The sequence below is a fragment of the Stenotrophomonas sp. YJH_SMC_20 genome (assembly GCF_059367845.1).
The window spans coordinates 16188-32946 of record NZ_JCAFRG010000012.1 but is presented as its reverse complement, the minus strand read 5'-3'; the positions used below and the strand labels follow the sequence as shown (position 1 = coordinate 32946).

Annotated in this window: 14 protein-coding genes; 8 read left to right on the top strand and 6 right to left on the bottom strand. The window is 67.3% G+C overall.

Features of this window, described 5'->3' with window-relative positions:
* Window positions 1-10 precede the first annotated feature (10 nt).
* Genes leuC through leuB form a run of 3 tightly spaced genes read left to right on the top strand, consistent with a single transcriptional unit; the run spans window position 11 to window position 3058 of the window.
* Window positions 11-1429: a 3-isopropylmalate dehydratase large subunit gene (gene leuC / locus AC5P6A_RS17855; RefSeq protein WP_021202143.1), complete on the top strand. Its 1419-nt coding sequence runs from the start codon at window positions 11-13 to the stop codon at window positions 1427-1429.
* Window positions 1429-2007, top strand: a complete 579-nt coding sequence (gene leuD / locus AC5P6A_RS17850; protein ID WP_021202144.1) for a 3-isopropylmalate dehydratase small subunit — start codon at window positions 1429-1431, stop codon at window positions 2005-2007. The genes leuC and leuD overlap by 1 nt, the downstream gene beginning before the upstream one ends.
* Window positions 1997-3058, top strand: a complete 1062-nt coding sequence (gene leuB / locus AC5P6A_RS17845) for a 3-isopropylmalate dehydrogenase (protein WP_180877778.1) — start codon at window positions 1997-1999, stop codon at window positions 3056-3058. Before leuD ends, leuB begins: the two co-directional genes overlap by 11 nt.
* 107 nt (window positions 3059-3165) lie before the next feature.
* Here the strand turns inward: leuB and AC5P6A_RS17840 are convergent, their stop codons facing one another.
* A complete protein-coding gene (locus AC5P6A_RS17840; protein WP_155030086.1) occupies window positions 3166-3939 on the bottom strand; it encodes an SDR family oxidoreductase in 774 nt (257 codons plus the stop codon).
* Between the two features lie 117 nt (window positions 3940-4056).
* Between AC5P6A_RS17840 and AC5P6A_RS17835 the strand changes: the two genes are divergently transcribed.
* Entirely contained in the window at window positions 4057-4962 is a 906-nt protein-coding gene (locus AC5P6A_RS17835) for a LysR family transcriptional regulator (protein ID WP_495222359.1), read from the top strand.
* Between the two features lie 127 nt (window positions 4963-5089).
* Here AC5P6A_RS17835 and AC5P6A_RS17830 read toward each other — a convergent pair whose 3' ends face one another.
* Window positions 5090-8251, bottom strand: a complete 3162-nt coding sequence (locus tag AC5P6A_RS17830; protein WP_180877777.1) for an efflux RND transporter permease subunit — start codon at window positions 8249-8251, stop codon at window positions 5090-5092.
* A gap of 4 nt (window positions 8252-8255) precedes the next feature.
* A complete protein-coding gene (locus AC5P6A_RS17825) occupies window positions 8256-9386 on the bottom strand; it encodes an efflux RND transporter periplasmic adaptor subunit (protein ID WP_134731361.1) in 1131 nt (376 codons plus the stop codon).
* Window positions 9387-9503: 117 nt separating this feature from the next.
* On the opposite strand from AC5P6A_RS17825, the gene AC5P6A_RS17820 reads away from it, so the two are divergent.
* The 3 genes from AC5P6A_RS17820 (at window position 9504) to AC5P6A_RS17810 (ending at window position 12342) form a co-directional block, all read left to right on the top strand.
* Window positions 9504-10184 (top strand): TetR/AcrR family transcriptional regulator C-terminal domain-containing protein, encoded by a 681-nt coding sequence (locus AC5P6A_RS17820; RefSeq protein WP_180877776.1) that lies wholly within the window; start codon window positions 9504-9506, stop codon window positions 10182-10184.
* A 135-nt stretch (window positions 10185-10319) separates the two neighbouring features.
* Window positions 10320-10967: a protein-L-isoaspartate O-methyltransferase family protein gene (locus AC5P6A_RS17815; protein ID WP_019662052.1), complete on the top strand. Its 648-nt coding sequence runs from the start codon at window positions 10320-10322 to the stop codon at window positions 10965-10967.
* Between the two features lie 16 nt (window positions 10968-10983).
* Window positions 10984-12342 (top strand): TolC family outer membrane protein, encoded by a 1359-nt coding sequence (locus AC5P6A_RS17810; protein ID WP_005419128.1) that lies wholly within the window; start codon window positions 10984-10986, stop codon window positions 12340-12342.
* Between the two features lie 66 nt (window positions 12343-12408).
* Here the strand turns inward: AC5P6A_RS17810 and AC5P6A_RS17805 are convergent, their stop codons facing one another.
* Together AC5P6A_RS17805 and waaA are read right to left on the bottom strand one after the other, a co-directional pair.
* Window positions 12409-13635: an APC family permease gene (locus AC5P6A_RS17805; RefSeq protein ID WP_495222358.1), complete on the bottom strand. Its 1227-nt coding sequence runs from the start codon at window positions 13633-13635 to the stop codon at window positions 12409-12411.
* Between the two features lie 225 nt (window positions 13636-13860).
* On the bottom strand, window positions 13861-15159 hold the full coding sequence (gene waaA, locus AC5P6A_RS17800; RefSeq protein WP_058983546.1) for a lipid IV(A) 3-deoxy-D-manno-octulosonic acid transferase: 1299 nt from the start codon (window positions 15157-15159) through the stop codon (window positions 13861-13863).
* A gap of 60 nt (window positions 15160-15219) precedes the next feature.
* Between waaA and AC5P6A_RS17795 the strand changes: the two genes are divergently transcribed.
* Entirely contained in the window at window positions 15220-16137 is a 918-nt protein-coding gene (locus AC5P6A_RS17795; protein WP_058983548.1) for an LpxL/LpxP family Kdo(2)-lipid IV(A) lauroyl/palmitoleoyl acyltransferase, read from the top strand.
* A 108-nt stretch (window positions 16138-16245) separates the two neighbouring features.
* Here AC5P6A_RS17795 and AC5P6A_RS17790 read toward each other — a convergent pair whose 3' ends face one another.
* Window positions 16246-16695: an REP-associated tyrosine transposase gene (locus AC5P6A_RS17790; RefSeq protein WP_171952661.1), complete on the bottom strand. Its 450-nt coding sequence runs from the start codon at window positions 16693-16695 to the stop codon at window positions 16246-16248.
* Between the last annotated feature and the right edge of the window lie 64 nt (window positions 16696-16759).

Sequence of the window (16759 nt, the reverse complement as noted above, 5' to 3'; positions counted from 1 at the left end):
AGGCATACGCATGACTTCCGCTCCCCGCACCCTGTACGACAAACTGTGGGACGCCCACGTGGTGGTTCCCGAATCCGACAGCGCGCCCGCCGTGCTGTACATCGACCTGCACCTGATCCACGAGGTGACCTCGCCGCAGGCGTTCACCGAGCTGCGCGAGCGCGGCCTGTCGCCGCGCCGCCCGGACCGCACCAAGGCGACGATGGACCACTCCACGCCGACCCTGCCGGCCGCCGCGGACGGCACGCTACCCTATGCCAGCGCCGCCTCCGAGGCACAGGTCGCCACGCTGGCACGCAACTGCGCCGAGCACGGCATCGAGCTGTTCGACATGGCCTCGGACAATCGCGGCATCGTCCACGTGATCGCGCCGGAACAGGGCTTCACCCAGCCGGGCATGACCATCGTCTGTGGCGACAGCCACACATCCACCCACGGGGCCTTCGGTTCGCTGGCGTTCGGCATCGGCACCAGCGAAGTCGGCCATGTGCTGGCCACGCAGTGCCTGCTTCAGCGCAAGGCGAAGACCTTTGCGATCACCGTCGATGGCCCGCTGGCGCCCGGCGTCGGCGCCAAGGACGTGGTGCTGCACATCATCGGCGTGATCGGCGTCAACGGCGGCACCGGCCACGTCATCGAGTTCCGTGGCAGCACCATCGAAGCGATGGACATGGAACAGCGCATGACTCTGTGCAACATGTCGATCGAGGCCGGTGCACGCGCCGGCATGGTCGCGCCCGACCAGGTCACCTTCGACTTCGTCGCCAACACCCCGCGCGGCCCAAAGGGCGCCGATTTCGAGGCTGCGGTGGCGCGCTGGCAGCAGCTGCGCAGTGATGACGGCGCGCGCTTCGACAGCGAAGTACGCATCGACGCCACCGACATCCGCCCGACCCTGACCTGGGGCACGCATCCGGGCACCGCCATCGCGGTGGATGCGCCGATTCCCGCCGCCAACGATGCCGCCGCACAGAAAGGCCTGGACTACATGCACTTCCAGGCCGGCAAGGCACTGGCCGGCACGCCGGTGGACGTGGTGTTCGTCGGTTCGTGCACCAACGGCCGCCTGAGTGACATGCGCGAGGTCGCGCAGGTGCTGCGCGGCCGCCGTGTCGCTGAGCGGGTGCGCATGCTGGTGGTGCCAGGTTCGGAGATCGTCAAGCGCGAGGCCGAGGCCGAGGGCATCCACGAGATCGTGCGCGCTGCCGGGGCCGAGTGGCGCGAGCCGGGCTGTTCGATGTGCATCGCCATGAACGGCGATCTGGTCGCGCCCGGCCAGCTGGCCGTGAGCACCAGCAACCGCAATTTCGAGGGCCGCCAAGGCCCCGGTTCGCGCACCCTGCTGGCTTCGCCGATGAGCGCGGCGTGGGCCGCGGTCAACGGGCACGTGGCCGATACCCGCGAACTGTTCGCACAGGAGGTGGCGTGATGGCCGGTTTCCGTACCCTGACCTCGGCCAGCGTGGTGCTGCGCCAGACCAACATCGACACCGACCAGATCATCCCGGCACGGTTCCTGTCCACCACCGAGCGTGCCGGCCTGGGCCGCAACGCGTTCAATGACTGGCGCTGGCAGGCTGATGGTTCGCCGGTGGCCGACTTCGCCTTCAACCAGCCGCACAACGCCGGCCGCAGCATCCTGCTGGCGGGCCGCAACTTCGGCTGCGGTTCTTCGCGCGAACATGCGCCGTGGGCGCTGACCGACCTGGGCCTGCGTGCCATCGTCAGCAGCGAGATCGCCGATATCTTCCGCGGCAACGCGCTGAAGAACGGCCTGCTGCCGATCGTGCTGGACGAGGCCGACGTGCAGGCGCTGATGCAGCGCCCGGACGATGCGCTGACCATCGACGTGGCTGCGCGCGAACTGCGCACGCCCGATGGCCGCGTCTATTCCTTCCCGCTGGATGGCTTCTCGCAGACCTGCCTGCTGGAAGGCGTCGACCAGTTGGGGTATCTGTTGGGCCGTGTCCCTGAAATCGAACGTTACGAGAGTGAGCATGCACGCTGAAATTGTTGTCCTGCCCGGTGATGGCATCGGCCCGGAAGTGGCCGCCGCGGCAGTGGCCGTCCTGAAGGCCGTCGCCGAGCGCTTCAACCACACCTTCACCTTCAGCGAGCACGACATCGGTGGCGTTGCCATCGACCGCCACGGTGAACCGCTGCCGGCGTCGACCCTGGAAGCCTGCCAGGCCGCCAACGCGGTGCTGCTGGGCGCGGTCGGCGGCCCGAAGTGGTCCGACCCGAACGCCAAGGTGCGTCCGGAACAGGGCCTGCTGGCAATCCGCAAGGCACTGGGCCTGTATGCCAACCTGCGCCCGGTGCGTACCCATGAAGCCGCGCTGCACGCCTCGCCGATCAAGGCCGAGCTGCTGCAGGGCGTGGACTTCGTGGTGGTACGCGAACTGACCGGTGGCATCTACTTCGGCGACAAGACCCGCGACGCCGACAGCGCCAGCGACCTGTGCCGCTACACGGTGGCCGAGATCGAACGCGTGCTGCGCAGTGCCTTCCGCCTGGCCCAGCAGCGGCGTGGCAAGGTCACCTCGGTGGACAAGGCCAACGTGCTGGAGACCTCGCGCCTGTGGCGTGACGTGGCCGCTCGCATCGGCCGCGAGGAGTTCCCGGAGGTGGCGCTGGAGCACCAGCTGGTCGATTCGATGGCCATGCACCTGCTGGCCAAGCCGCGCGAGTACGACGTGATCGTCACCGAGAACATGTTCGGCGACATCCTCACCGACGAAGCCTCGATGCTGGCCGGCTCGCTCGGCCTACTGCCGTCGGCCTCGCTGGGTGAGCCGGGTGCGGTCGGCATCTACGAACCGATCCACGGTTCGGCCCCGGACATCGCCGGCAAGGGCATCGCCAATCCGTACGCGACGATCTTCAGCGCCGCGATGCTGCTGCGCCATTCGCTGGGGCTGGAAGCCGAGGCTGCGGCGGTGGAAGCTGCAGTGCACGCCGTGCTGGACGATGGCGTGTTCACCGCCGATATGGCCGCCAAGGGCCAGGCGGTGAGTACCGCCGCTGCCACCGACGCCGTGCTCGCCAAGCTGCGCTGACCCATCGGGCAACACCTGTAGAGCCGAGCCATGCTCGGCTCATGCAACAGCAGTCGAGCATGGCTCGACTCTACAGGTAGCAGGCAGCCACGCCAGGCGTGGCTGCATTATTTGGTGGTGTACCCACCATTGACCAGGATGGTCTGCCCCGTCATCCACCAGCCATCGGTGACCAGGAAGCGGATCCACGGCACGATATCGGCGATGTCGGTCAGCCCGGTGCGGGTGAACGCCGAGAGCGCGGCCGCGGTCTTGTGGTACGCCTGCGCATCGGCACTCTCGGCCGGGTAGAAGAACGGCGTGTCCATCGGGCCGGGCCCGATCGCAGTCACCGAGATGCCGCGCTCACCGAACTCCTTCGACGCCGCGCGGGTGAAGTGCTCGACTGGCGCCTTGGTACCGGCGTAGCTGGAATAGAACGGCGTGTAGGCACCCAGCAATGAGGTGACCAGGGTGCAGATGCGACCACCGTCGTTGACGTGGCGGCCGGCTTCCTTGAGGAAGAAGAACGCCGCCTTGGCGTTGACCGCGCTCATCTCGTCGTACTCCGCTTCGCTGATGTCCAGCAGCGGTTTCTTCAATACCTTGCCGACCGTATTGATGGCGATGTCGGGACGGCCGACTGCGGCCACGGCATCGGCGAACAAGCGCTCCATCGCTGCCGCCGAGGTCAGGTCGCCCTGCAGGGCCACCGCCTTGATGCCGGCGGCCTGCACTGCGGCTACAGTCGCTTCTGCATCGGCCTGGGTAGCGGCACTGTTGTAGTGGATGACGATGGCTTTGGCGCCCTGTGCGGCGAAGTCGCGGGCGATCAGGCCGCCCAGGTTCTTGGCGCCACCGGCGATCAGCACGGTCTTGCCCTTGAGGGAATGCTCGGTCATGGCTTCGGTCTCGGGAGGGGGCTACCCGGGGTGGCAACCCTGCCCTGACGACGATATCGTGCAGAAAAAGCGGATAAAGCCCGCCACATTGACTTAACTTTCCAGAGCCAGCGAACAATGGACCGGATCGATCGCTTCCGCATCTTCACCCGGGTCGTGGAGTGCGCCAGCTTCACCCGCGCCGCCGACCAGCTCGGCCTGCCCCGCTCGACCGTTTCGGCGGCGGTGGCCGAGCTCGAACAGCGGCTTGGCACCCGCCTGCTGCAGCGCTCGACCCGCCGGGTGTCCACCACCCATGATGGCGACGTGTTCCATGCCCGCTGCCTGCACCTGATCGCCGAGGTCGAGGACGCCGAATCGCTGTTCCGTCAAGACGATGCGCAACCGGTCGGTCTGCTGAAGATCGACGTGCCCAGCCGCATCGGCCGCCGCATCATCGCACCGGCGCTGCCCGAATTCTTCGCGCAGTATCCGCAGGTGGAAGTGGACCTGGGCATGACCGACCGCGCGGTAAACCTGATCGAGGACGGTTGCGATGCGGTGCTGCGGGTCGGTCAACTGGGCGATTCCAGCCTGGTGGCGCGCACGCTGGGCCAGCTCGACTTCGTCAACGTCGCCGCGCCCGCTTACCTGCGCGAACACGGCGTGCCGCAGCATCCTGCCGACCTGCCGCAGCACCGCGCGGTGAACTACGCGTCGCCGACCACGGCACGGGTGGAACCGTGGGAGTGGCAGGACGGCGGCCAACTGCGCACGCTGCCGATGCCCGGCTGGGTGCGGGTGAACAGCGCCGAGGCATCGATTGCATGCTGTGTGGCGGGGTTGGGGTTGCTGCAGATTCCGCGCTACGACGTGCAGGCCGAACTGCAATCCGGCGCGTTGGTGGAGGTGATGCCACAGCACGTGGCGCAGCCCTTGCCGGTGACGCTGTTGCAACCGCATCGGCAACACCGCGCGCAGCGTGTTCAGGTGTTCATCGAATGGCTGCTGCCGGTCTTGAGGGCCGGCCTGCAGCTGCAGTAGATCCACGCCATGCGTGGATGGGGCATCCGTGCCAACCAAGGTTGGCCCCCACCTGGGAAGGGACCAACCGGCATGGGTGGGGCCAGACCCTTTTCCCGGAGGAAAAGGGATCCGACCCCGGTCGGCGTTACGCCCCGGATTCGTCCGGCTTCACCCGGAACCACGCCGCATACAGCGCCGGCAGGAACACCAGCGTCAGCACCGTACCGACGATCAGGCCGCCCATGATCGAGATCGCCATCGAGCCGTAGAACGCGCTGCGCGACAGCGGAATCATCGCCAGCACCGCCGCCAGCGCGGTCAGCACGATCGGGCGGAAACGGCGCACCGTGGCATCGATGATCGAATGCCAGCGGTCATGCCCGGCATCGATGTCCTGCTGGATCTGGTCGATCAGGATCACCGAGTTGCGCATGATCATGCCGGCCAGCGCGATCGTGCCCAGCAGCGCGACGAAGCCGAACGGCGCCCGGAACAGCAGCAGGAACAGGGTCGCGCCGATGATGCCCAGCGGCGCGGTCACCAGCACCATCGCTGCACGCGAGAAGCTGCGCAGCTGCAGCATCAGCAGCGTGGCCACCACCACCAGGAACAGCGGCATGCCGGCCTTGATCGAGTTCTGGCCACGTGCCGAATCCTCCACGGTACCGCCGGTTTCCAGCAGGTAACCACTGGGCAGCTCGGCACGGATGCCATCCAGTGTGGGCAGGATCTGATGAACCACGTCCAGCGCCTGCATGCCATCACTGATGTCGGCGCGCACGGTCACCGTCGGCAACCGGTTGCGGTGCCAGATGATGCCGTCCTCGAAGCCGTACTCCATCGTCGCCACCTGCGACAGCGTGATGCTGCCACCGTTGGCGGTGGGCATCGACAGGCTGGACAGCAGCTCCAGCTGGTTGCGCTCATCGGCCGGCCCGCGCAGCAGCATCTCGATCTGGCGATTGCCTTCGCGATACACGCTCACCGACTGCCCGGCCAACGAACTGGACAGGAACTGGCTGACCTGGGCGCTGCTAACGCCCAGCGCACGGGCGCGCTCCTGGTCGACCACCAGGCGCACCACCTTGCTCGGCTCGCTCCAGTCCAGGTTGACGTTCATCACGTGCGGGTTCTCCCGCACCTTGGCCTCGACCTGGCGCGCGATCGCCTGCACCTTCTCGATGTGCTCGCCGGAGATGCGCATCTGCACCGGATAGCCGACCGGCGGTCCGTTCTCCAGGCGGGTCACGCGCATCTGCACGTCCGGGAACTTCGGGATCACCTCGTGCAGCAGCCAGTCGCGGGTGCTCTCGCGCGCCTTGATGTCCTTGGCCAACACCACGAACTGGGCGAAGTTGGTCGCCGGCAGCTGCTGGTCCAGCGGCAGATAGAAGCGCGGCGAACCGGTGCCCACATAGGACACGTAGTTGGCAATGCCCTCGCGGCGGGACAGCAGCTTTTCCAGCTTCTCGGCCTGGGCCTGGGTCGAGCGCAGCGAGGCGCCCTCGGCCAGCTCGATGTCCACCATCAGCTCCGGCCGGGTCGAGTCCGGGAAGAACTGCTGGGGCACGAAGCGGAACATCATCAGCGAGAACACGAACAGGGCGATGGTCGCGGCGATCACCCACCAGCGATGGCGCAGGCAGGTATCGAGGAAGCGGCGGAAGCTGCGATAGAACGGGCGCTGGTACGGATCATGGTCGTGCCCGTGCTGCGGCGGCGCAATCAGGTTGGCCAGCGCCGGGTAGCGGTCGGCCCACTGCTGGCGCTTGGCATGCCAGCGCGCGGACAGGCTGCCCGGCTTGGGCGGCTGCGGATTGAACAGGTCCGGCAGCATCTTGTCACCCAGGTAGGGAATGAACAGTACGGCCGCGATCCACGACACCACCAGCGCGATGGTCACCACCTGGAACAGCGAACGCGTATATTCACCGGTGCTCGATGCCGCCGTGGCGATCGGCAGGAAGCCGGCTGCGGTGATCAACGTACCGGTCAGCATCGGGAACGCAGTCGATTCCCAAGCGAAACTGGCCGCGCGCAGGCGGTCGTAGCCCTGCTCCATCTTGGTGGCCATCATCTCCACCGCGATGATCGCATCGTCCACCAGCAGGCCCAGCGCCAGCACCAGCGCGCCCAGCGAGATCTTGTGCAGGCCGATGTCGAAGTAGTGCATGACGAAGAAGGTCATCGCCAGCACCAGCGGAATGGTGACGCCCACCACCAGGCCGGTGCGCAGGCCCAGCGAGAAGAAGCTGACCAGCAGCACGATCACCACCGCCTCGGTCAGCACCTGCACGAACTCGCCGACCGACTCTTCCACCGATTGCGGCTGGTCGGACACCTTGCGCAGCTGCATGCCGGCCGGCAGGGTCTTCTGCAGCCGTTGGAACTCGGCATCAAGGTTGGCACCGAGCTTGAGGATGTCACCGCCATCCTTCATCGCCACCGCCAGGCCGATCGCCTCTTCGCCCATGAAGCGCATCTTCGGCGACGCCGGATCGGCGAAGCCGCGCTTGACCTCGGCGATGTCACCCAGGTGCACGGTGCGGTCGCCAGCACGGATCGGGAACTGGCGGATTGCTTCGATGTCGTTGAACTGGCCGGTCACGCGCAGCTGCACGCGATCGGTGGCGGTCTCGAAGAAGCTGGTGCCGGTGACCGCATTCTGGTCGGCCAGCGCCTGCTGTACCTGCTGCATCGACACACCCAGCGTGGCCAGGCGGGTGTTGGACAGCTCGATCCAGACCTTCTCGTCCTGCAGGCCGACCAGGTCGATCTTGCCGACATCGGGCACGCGCTGCAGTTCCAGCTGGATGCGGTCGGCGTAGTCGCGCATCACCGCGTAGTCGAAGCCCTTGCCGGTCAAGGCGTAGATGTTGCCGTAGGTGTCGCCGAACTCATCGTTGAAGAACGGGCCGACGATCTCGCGCGGCAGCGTCGGACGGATGTCACCCACGCGCTTGCGCACCTGGTACCACAGGTCCGGGATCTGCCTGGAACGCAGGCTGTCGCGCGCCATGAAGATGACCTGCGATTCGCCGGGGCGCGAATAGGAGCGGATGAACTCGTACTCGCCGGTGTTCATCAGCGCCTTCTCGATCGGCTCGGTCACCTGGCGCGAGACCTGCTCGGCGGTGGCGCCCGGCCACAGCGTGCGCACCACCATCGCCTTGAAGGTGAATGGTGGATCCTCGGACTGGCCCAGGTGCTTGTACGACCACGCGCCGATCAGCGCGAAGGCCAGCATCGCGAACAGCACCAGCGGGCGGTTGGCCAGCGCCCACTCGGAAAGATTGAAGCGGCGCACCGGCTTACTCCCTGGCCTTGGCGGCAGCGGCCGGCGCGGCCGGCTTCAGCACCGGGCGGTTCTGCCGGTCCACGGCGATCACCGGCTGGCCCGCTCGCAGCAGGTGGCCACCGGCGGCAACCACCCAGTCACCCGCGTTCACGCCGGACAGCACCGGCACCGTCTCGCTGCCAAACGCACCGGTGGTGACCGAGGCGGCCTTCAGCGTGCTGTTGGCCGGATCGACCACCCACACGCTGGCGGCACCGTTGGCACCGCGCTGCAGCGCGCCCAGCGGCAGCTGCAGGGTACCGTGGCGACCGGCGCTGCTGTAGACGCGCGCGCTCTGGCCCAGTTCGACATCGGCCAGCGCATCGGCGGCCAGGCTGACGCGGGTGGCATAGGTGCGTGCCTGCGGATCGGCGGCGGCGGCGATCTCGCGGATCGTACCGGGCAGGCGCTGGCCCGGGCGGTTCCACAGTTCCACCTCGACCGGCTGGCCGACCGCGTAGTCGCGGATGGTGGCTTCAGGCAGGTCGATCAGCACTTCGCGGCCGCCATCGGCGGCCAGGTTGAAGATGGTCTGGCCGGCGGACACCACCTGCCCGGCTTCGGCCTCGCGGCTGGCGATCACGCCATCGGCCGGCGCGCGCAGCTGCGCGTAGTCAGCCTGGTTGCGCAGCACATCGAGGTTGGCGCGGGCCGCATTGGCCTGGCCCTGCGCGGCCTTGAACGCCGCGGACTGCTGGTCCAGCTGCGAGCGGCTGACCAGTTGCTGGTCGGCCAGCACCTGGTAGCGCTTGAGGTCATCGCGGGCACGCACCAGGTCGGCCTCGGCCGCAGCCAGCTGCGCCTGTGAGGCACGGGCCTGCAGCGCGAAGTCAGCCACGTCCAGTTCGGCCAGCACGTCGCCCTTCTTCACCCGCTGGCCGGCATCGACGTGGCGCTTGACCAGGTTGCCTCCGACGCGGAACGACAGCGGGCTTTCCTGGCGGGCACGCACCGTGCCCGGGAATGCCGCCGGCGCCTGTCCGGCCTGTTCGCCGGGGTGAACCACCAGTACCGGCACGGCCGCCTGCGGCGCCTGTTCCTGTCCCGAACAGGCTGCCAGCGCAGCCACCCACACCATACCGCCCATCCAGCGCACGATCTTCATCGGTCAACGTCCTGAAAACACAGGGTTGCAACAAGGGGGAGCCGCGACTGCCGGCCCAATTTAATAAACCGGCCGGTATAGTATAAATATCGAACCGCTTGGTCTAGTATTGTTGCGATGAGTTCTTCCACTTCCCGCAAGCCGTCGGCCAAGCCTGCTGCCAAGGCCGCCGGACCCGGGCGCCCCAAGGATCTGGGCAAGCGCGCGGCGATCCTTGAAGCAGCCAAGGTACTGTTCATCGAACAGGGGTATACCGGCGTGAGCATGGACACCATCGCCGCCCAGGCCGGCGTCTCGAAGCTGACTGTGTACAGCCACTTCGGCGACAAGGAGACCCTGTTCTCCGAGGCCGTGCAGTCAAAGTGCATTGAAATGCTGCCCGATGCCCTGTTCGTGGCCGACACGGAGGGCCCGCTGCGCGACCAGCTGATCGGCATCGGTCTGGCCTTCTTCGAACTGATCACCTCCGACGCGGCGATCTCGATCCAGCGCATGATGATGGCGCCGGAGACCGACGAACGCCTGCGCGAGCTGTTCTGGAAGGCAGGACCGGAACGTACCTGCGAGGCCCTGGCTGACTTCCTGCGGGCACGCGCCGAGCGCGGCGAGCTGGAAATCACCGACTATTCGCTGGCTGGCGAGCAGTTCCTGACCCTGGTCAAGGGCGAAGTGCACATGCATATGATGTGCGGCATGCCACTGTCACCGGTGGAATGCGACCCTCTTGCCCACGTGACCGCCAGCATCGACTTCTTCCTGCGCGCCTACGCGCCGCGAGGGGCCGGAACAGCTGAATAACCAAAACTGAACGAACCGGAGGTCGCGATGACTTCCGGCACTGCGACCCCGGCCCCCGGCAGCTGATGCTCTGGGCGCGCCGCCGGCCTCCGGCACCGGTAAAATGGCCGGCCCACTGCGCTGGATTTGAACCTCATGACGATTGATTACGCCCACGCCCGCGAACTGATGGTGGAACAGCAGATCCGTCCCTGGGACGTGCTGGACATCAAGGTGCTCGACGTCCTGGCCCGCCTGCCGCGCGAGGCTTTTGTCGCCGATGCACACCGGGCACTGGCCTACGCCGATGTCGAACTGCCGATCGGCCACGGCCAGAAGATGATGAAGCCGGTCATCGAGGGCCGTACCCTGCAGGCGCTGGACCTGCAGCCGGGTGACGAAGTGCTGGAAATCGGCACCGGCAGCGGCTTCCTGGCCGCCTGCATCGGCGCGCTGGCGCGCGATGTGCTGAGCCTGGAAATCGACCCGGAGCTGGCCGCCGCCGCGCGTGCCCGCCTGGACGCTTCCGGCCTGGGCAGCAACGTCCGCGTGGAAGTGGCCGATGCCCTGTCCTGGCAGACCGAACGCCGCTTTGACGTGATCTGTGTCACTGGTGCGGTCGACGTGGTGCCGTCACAGTTCGCCTCGTGGCTGCGTCCGGGTGGCCGCCTGTTCGTGATCCACGGCCGCTCGCCGGCGATGGAGGCCCTGCTGGTCAAGGCCGACGGCAGCTCCGAGTCCCTGTTCGAGACCGATATCGATTACCTGCGTGGTGCCGCCCCGGCCCCCCAGTTCCACCTCTGAGTCCAAGGAAGCCGCAATGATCCGCCGATCCCTCGCTGTTGCGCTGGCCACTGCCCTGCTGCCGTTGTCCGCCCATGCCGCCGACCTGCTGCAGGTCTACGAAATGGCCCGCAACGGCGATCCGCAGCTGTCGGCCGCCGAATCGACCCGGCTGTACGACAAGGAAGGCGCCGTGCAGGCGCGTGCCGCCCTGCTGCCGCAGATCAACGGCCAGGCCGCGCTGAACCGCACGCGCAGCGAGCCGAACGCCGACGCCAACTCCGGCTCGTTCACCAACAAGCGCCGCACCTACACGATCGACGGCAGCCAGACGCTGTTCAACTGGACCCAGATCAACAACCTGCGCTCGCAGCGTGAGCTGAGCAAGGCGGCGGACTTCACCCTCGAATCGGCCAACGACAACCTGATCGTGCGCACCTCGGCGGCCTACTTCAACGTGCTGGTGGCGATCGAATCGCTGAACGCCGCGCAGACCAACGAAGCGGCCGCGAAGAAGCAGTTCGACTTCGCCGACAAGCGCCTGGAAGTGGGCCTGGCGCCGATCACCGACGTGCACGAAGCACGCGCCCAGTACGACCAGGCGCGTGCCAACACCATCATTGCGCAGAACACCCTGGCCGATAACTACCAGGCCCTGACCGAACTGACCGGCCAGCCGGTGACCAACCTGCGTGGCCTGCCGGCGGACTTCCGCCCGGAAGTGCCGGCCAACCGCGGCAACATCGATGAGCTGGTGCAGCAGGCCACCACCCAGAATCCGGCGCTGAAGGCGCAGGAGCTGAAGGTCAGTGCGGCCGAAGCTGGCGTGCAGGCTGCCCGCGGTGGCCATTACCCGACCCTGTCGCTGGGCGGCAGCTGGGGCAAGAGCGCGACCTGGGGCGACAGCACCGGCGCCGGCTCGTTGTCGCCGGACGCACGCACCAACAGCATCGGCCTGACCCTGAGCGTGCCGATCTTCTCCGGTGGTGCCACCCAGTCGGGCGTGCGCCAGGCGCTGGCCCAGCGTGACATCGCCCAGGACGGCTACGAGCAGCAGAAGCGTGCCCTGGACCGCAATACCCGCAATGCCTACCAGACCCTGGTGCAGGGCATCAGCGAAGTGGAAGCCCGCCGCTTGGCGGTGGTCTCGGCGCAGAGCGCGTACGACGCTTCGCAGGTCGGCCTGGAGGTCGGCACCCGTACCGTGCTGGATGTGATCCAGAACCAGCGCATCCTGTTCTCGGCGCAGCTGGACTACGCCCAGGCCCGTTACACCTTCCTGCAGAACCGCCTGCTGCTGAGCCAGTCGCTGGGCGCACTGGACGTGGCCGAGCTGCAGGACGTGAACCGCCTGCTGACCCAGGACGCGGGCAATCCGGCAACGACGACGCACTGAGCCGTCGCCTGCCGGCAACGAAAAGCCACCCGCGAGGGTGGCTTTTTTGTGCGCGATGCACGGCCATCAGCCGGGCCAGGCCCGCAGCCACCCGATGGCAGCCAGCATGCACAGTCCGGCGGCCACAGGCGCCAGCAGCGCAAGGCCACGTGCCAACGGTGACTGCCCGCGCAGTACGGCCAGGCACAGGGCGGCCATCACCACCAGCACGACCGGGCCGGGCAGCACCGGCAGGATGCCCGCGGGCACGCCGAAAGCCAGCACCGCCGCTGACAGAATCAACGCGACCGGCACCGCCCGCACATGCATGCCGATTGCTTCGTCATGCCGTGCCGGCCACAGCTGCATCGCCAAGCACAGGCCCACCCGCAGCAGCACCAGCAGCAGCGCGGCCAATCCGGCCGCGCCGGCCAGCGGCAGCAACGGCATCAGCCACTGCAGCTGCGGGTGCGGTTGCAGGGCTACCGCCAGCGGTCGCGTGCTGTCCAATGCAGGGAACTCGACCAGCCCGGCCTGCAATGCAGCGACCACGATCAGCAACAGCATGACCAGCAGCAGCATGCCCGCCAGCAGCCGCGACTGGCGCGCCTTCACCTGCCCGCCCAAGCCGGGAAATCCAACCGCCAGGCCCACGCTGGCGAACGCACCCAGCAGCGGCACGCTCGCCCCCAATACACCACCAAGCCCAAAGCGATAGGGAGCCGTCGCCTCCGGCAGCCAGGGAATCCAGTGCGCGTAGTGCATGTAACGGGCTGCCAGTGCCACCAGCAGCAGGCCGGTCCCGATCTTCATCGTCAACAGCACACACGCCACCAGAACCATTCGTCGCCACGGCAGCAACCCGACCACACCAATCAGAAGCACCGCCAGGCTGGCCATCAGCGGACCCGGCACCGCGTAGTCGGCCTCGACGCCACAATAGGCCAGCAGTGCACGCAGATGACGGGCCAGCGATTGCGCCACGCCACCCATGGTCGCCACCAGTTCCAACAACAGCGCGCCGCCGAGCACTCCGGCGGATGCCCGGCCCCAGCACGCACGCAACACTCCCTGCAGGCCATCGACAGCCGGCAGCTGCTGGTTGAGGGCGTGCAGGCAATACAGCAGTGGCATCGTACCCAGTGCGGCCAGCAACAGGCTCAGCACGATGGCCGGCCCAGCCTCGGCCGCCGTGTGCTGGCCGATCAGCGCGACCACATTGCCCCCCAGCAGCAGCGTCAGCGCCACCACTGCAAGATGCTCCATGCCGGGCCGGGCATCACCGATGCCCTCCGGCCTGCTGCCCCCATCCATCGCAAGCTCCCTTGATATCCGTCCAAGCGCGGTCGACAGCAGGCTGGCAGCCTGCGCCGAAGGGCGGTATCAGAATCCTTGCCGTGCACGCCGCGATGTGACCGCAGACACGCCCAGCGACGCGCACCCGGTTCTGTCGCGACAGAACTCCGCCCGCTAAGCAGAATTGATGCAGTCGATCACGTCAGTCGACGGACTGGGCGCAGGCCTGTGCGGCCGGTGGACTCAGCCGCGCGGCGGCGGCAGATGTGGCGCGACCAGGGCCAGCGTGCGCTGCAAAGCGCCACGGCCATTGCTGATCAACGTGCAGCCTGCCCGCGCCATGTCCTCGCGCGCCTGCGGGTCCTGGAGCAGGTGCTGCAGCAGGTCACCCACCGCTTGCACGTCATCGCCGATCAGCAAGGCACCGGCCTCACGCATGCGGCGGGAGATCTCGGCGAAGTTGTGCAGGTGGGGGCCGGTCACAGCCGCAGTACCCATTGCCGCCGGTTCCAGCAGGTTGTGGCCACCGATCGGCTGCAGGCTGCCGCCGACGAAGGCAACCTGCGCGCAGGCATAGAACGGCATCAGCTCGCCCAGGGTGTCGATGACGAATACATCCGTGCCGGCCTCGGGCCATTGCTTCGCACGACGGGTCGCCACGCTCCAGCCCTGCTCGCGCGCCAGCGCCTCCACCTTCGGGAAGCGCTCGGGGTGCCGCGGCGCCCACAGCAACAACAGGTCGGGGTGCTGCTGGCGCAGGCGCCGATGCAGGTCGATCACCGCCTGCTCCTCGCCATCATGGGTACTGGCCGCGATCCACACCGGGCGCCCGGCGGGCACGCAGGCGTGGAACTGCTCGACGAAGCCCTGCACATCCGGCGTGGCGATATCGAACTTGAGGTTGCCCAGGGCCTGCACCTGTTCCCGCGCCGCCCCCAGCTGCACGAAGCGCGCGGCGTCGTCCTGCGACTGCGCGGCCACGCAGGTGACCGTGCGCAGCGCACGGCGGATCAGCGCCGCCAGCACCCGGTAACCGCGCAGCGAACGCGCAGACAGGCGGGCGTTGAGGATATAGACCGGAATATGGCGGTCGCGGCAGCCGAACAGCATGTTCGGCCACAGCTCGGTTTCCAGGATCAGCGCCAGGCTGGGCTGGAAGTGGCCGAGGAAGCGGTTGACGCTGCCCGGCACGTCGTACGGCAGATAGACGTGGTCCAGCGCGTCCCCCCACAGCGCACGCACGCGCTCCGAACCGGTCGGGGTGATGGTGGTGATGACCCAGCGGATGTCCGGACGCTGTTGGCGCAGGGCATTCACCAGCGGCGCGGCGGCATTGACCTCGCCCACCGAGACCGCATGCAGCCAGACCCGTGGCTGGCCGGTCGGCTGCGGATACGAGGCATAGCGCTCGTCCCAGCGCCGGAAGTATTCACGGACCCGGAAACCGCGCCAGACCAGGTGGTACACGGTGATCGGCAGCAGGATGTAGAGCACGGCCGAGTACAGGCCGCGCAGGATCCATTCGGCAGGGTCTTTGCGCATGCGGCAAGGATACGGGAGCCCCCCGGGAAAGACACGCTGCCGGGTTGGTAGAATGGCGCCATGTCCGATGCCACCACCGCCGTCCGTCCGTCGCTGCGCGATCCCCGCAACTGGCCGATGTTCGCCGCCATGCTCGGCGCCTTCGCCATCGCCCGCCTGCCGTGGATGCTGCAGCGTGCGCTCGGTCGTGGCGTGGGCTGGATCAGCTGGCGCCTGCTCGGCAGCCGCCGTCGCGCCGCCGAAGTCAACCTGCGGCTGTGTTTCCCGGAAAAGGACGAAGCCTGGCGCCAGCGCCTGGTGCGCGACAGCTTCGACGCACTGGGTGTGGGCGTGTTCGAGTGCATCCGCGCGTGGTGGGGCAGCATCGACCGCATCCGCCCACAGGTGCAGATCGAAGGCCTGGAACATCTGCGGCGGATGCAGGCCGAAGGCCGCGGCGTACTGCTGGTGTCCGGCCATTTCATGACCCTGGAGATGTGCGGCCGCCTGCTGTGCGACTACGTCGATCTTTCAGGCATGTACCGCAAGCACAAGAACCCGGTGTACGAGTGGGCGGTGAAGTTCGGCCGCCTGCGCTATGCCAAGGCGATGTTCGCCAACGAGGACATCCGCGCGACCGTGCGCCACCTGAAGAAGGGCGGCTTTCTCTGGTATGCGCCGGACCAGGACATGCGTGGCAAGGACACCGTGTTCGTCCCGTTCTTCGGCCATACCGCGTCCACTATTACGGCCACCCACCAGCTGGCGCGCATGACCGGCTGCGCGGTGATTCCGTACTTCCACCGGCGCGAGGGCGGAAAGTACTTCCTGAAGATCGGCGCGCCGCTGGAGAACTTTCCCAGCGAGGATGTGGAAGCCGATACCACGCGGGTCAACCAGGCCATCGAAGCGATGGTGCGCGAGGCACCCGACCAGTACCTGTGGATCCACCGCCGTTTCAAGCGCCAGCCGGGCGGCCGGAGTGATTTCTACAAATAACGGTGGGGCGGGAGGGTTTCGTCCACGCATGGCGTGAATTTGATGACGCGGAGCATTCTGAAGTAGATCCACGCCATGCGTGGATGCTCTACATCCGGGTGCCGGCACCTACAACGGCCAACGGCACCATGCGTGCGGGTACTCACCCAACGTGCCGGCCAGGCCCGCACGGACCGGATTGGCCAGGATGTACATTGCCTTCTCGTGAAGTGATTCGTCGGTCCGCACTGCATGGTCGTGATAGCCGTGCTGCCACAGCGCGCCCTGCCGCTCCAGCCGCCGGTTCAGCAACCTGCTGCTGCGTGACTTCAGAAGGGGCATGCACTCGGCCAGGGTTCCTCCGCGCAGCTCCATCAGCCAGTGCAGATGGTCGGGCATGACCACCCAGGCGAGACTGTGGCTGAAGCCCTTGCGCTCTACGAAGCGCAGGGTGTCGATCAGGATCGCCATGTTCGCCGCATCGGCGAATAACGGTTCACGGCCAAGGGTTGCCGTGGTCAATGAGTACACGTTGCCGGTTCGGGAATACCGACCGTAGCGGAGTCTGGGGCTGGCCATGGCCCAGCGTGCGATACACACGGAGGCACGGGTAGTGGAGGTTGGCGTGCATTTGCGTGGGGAA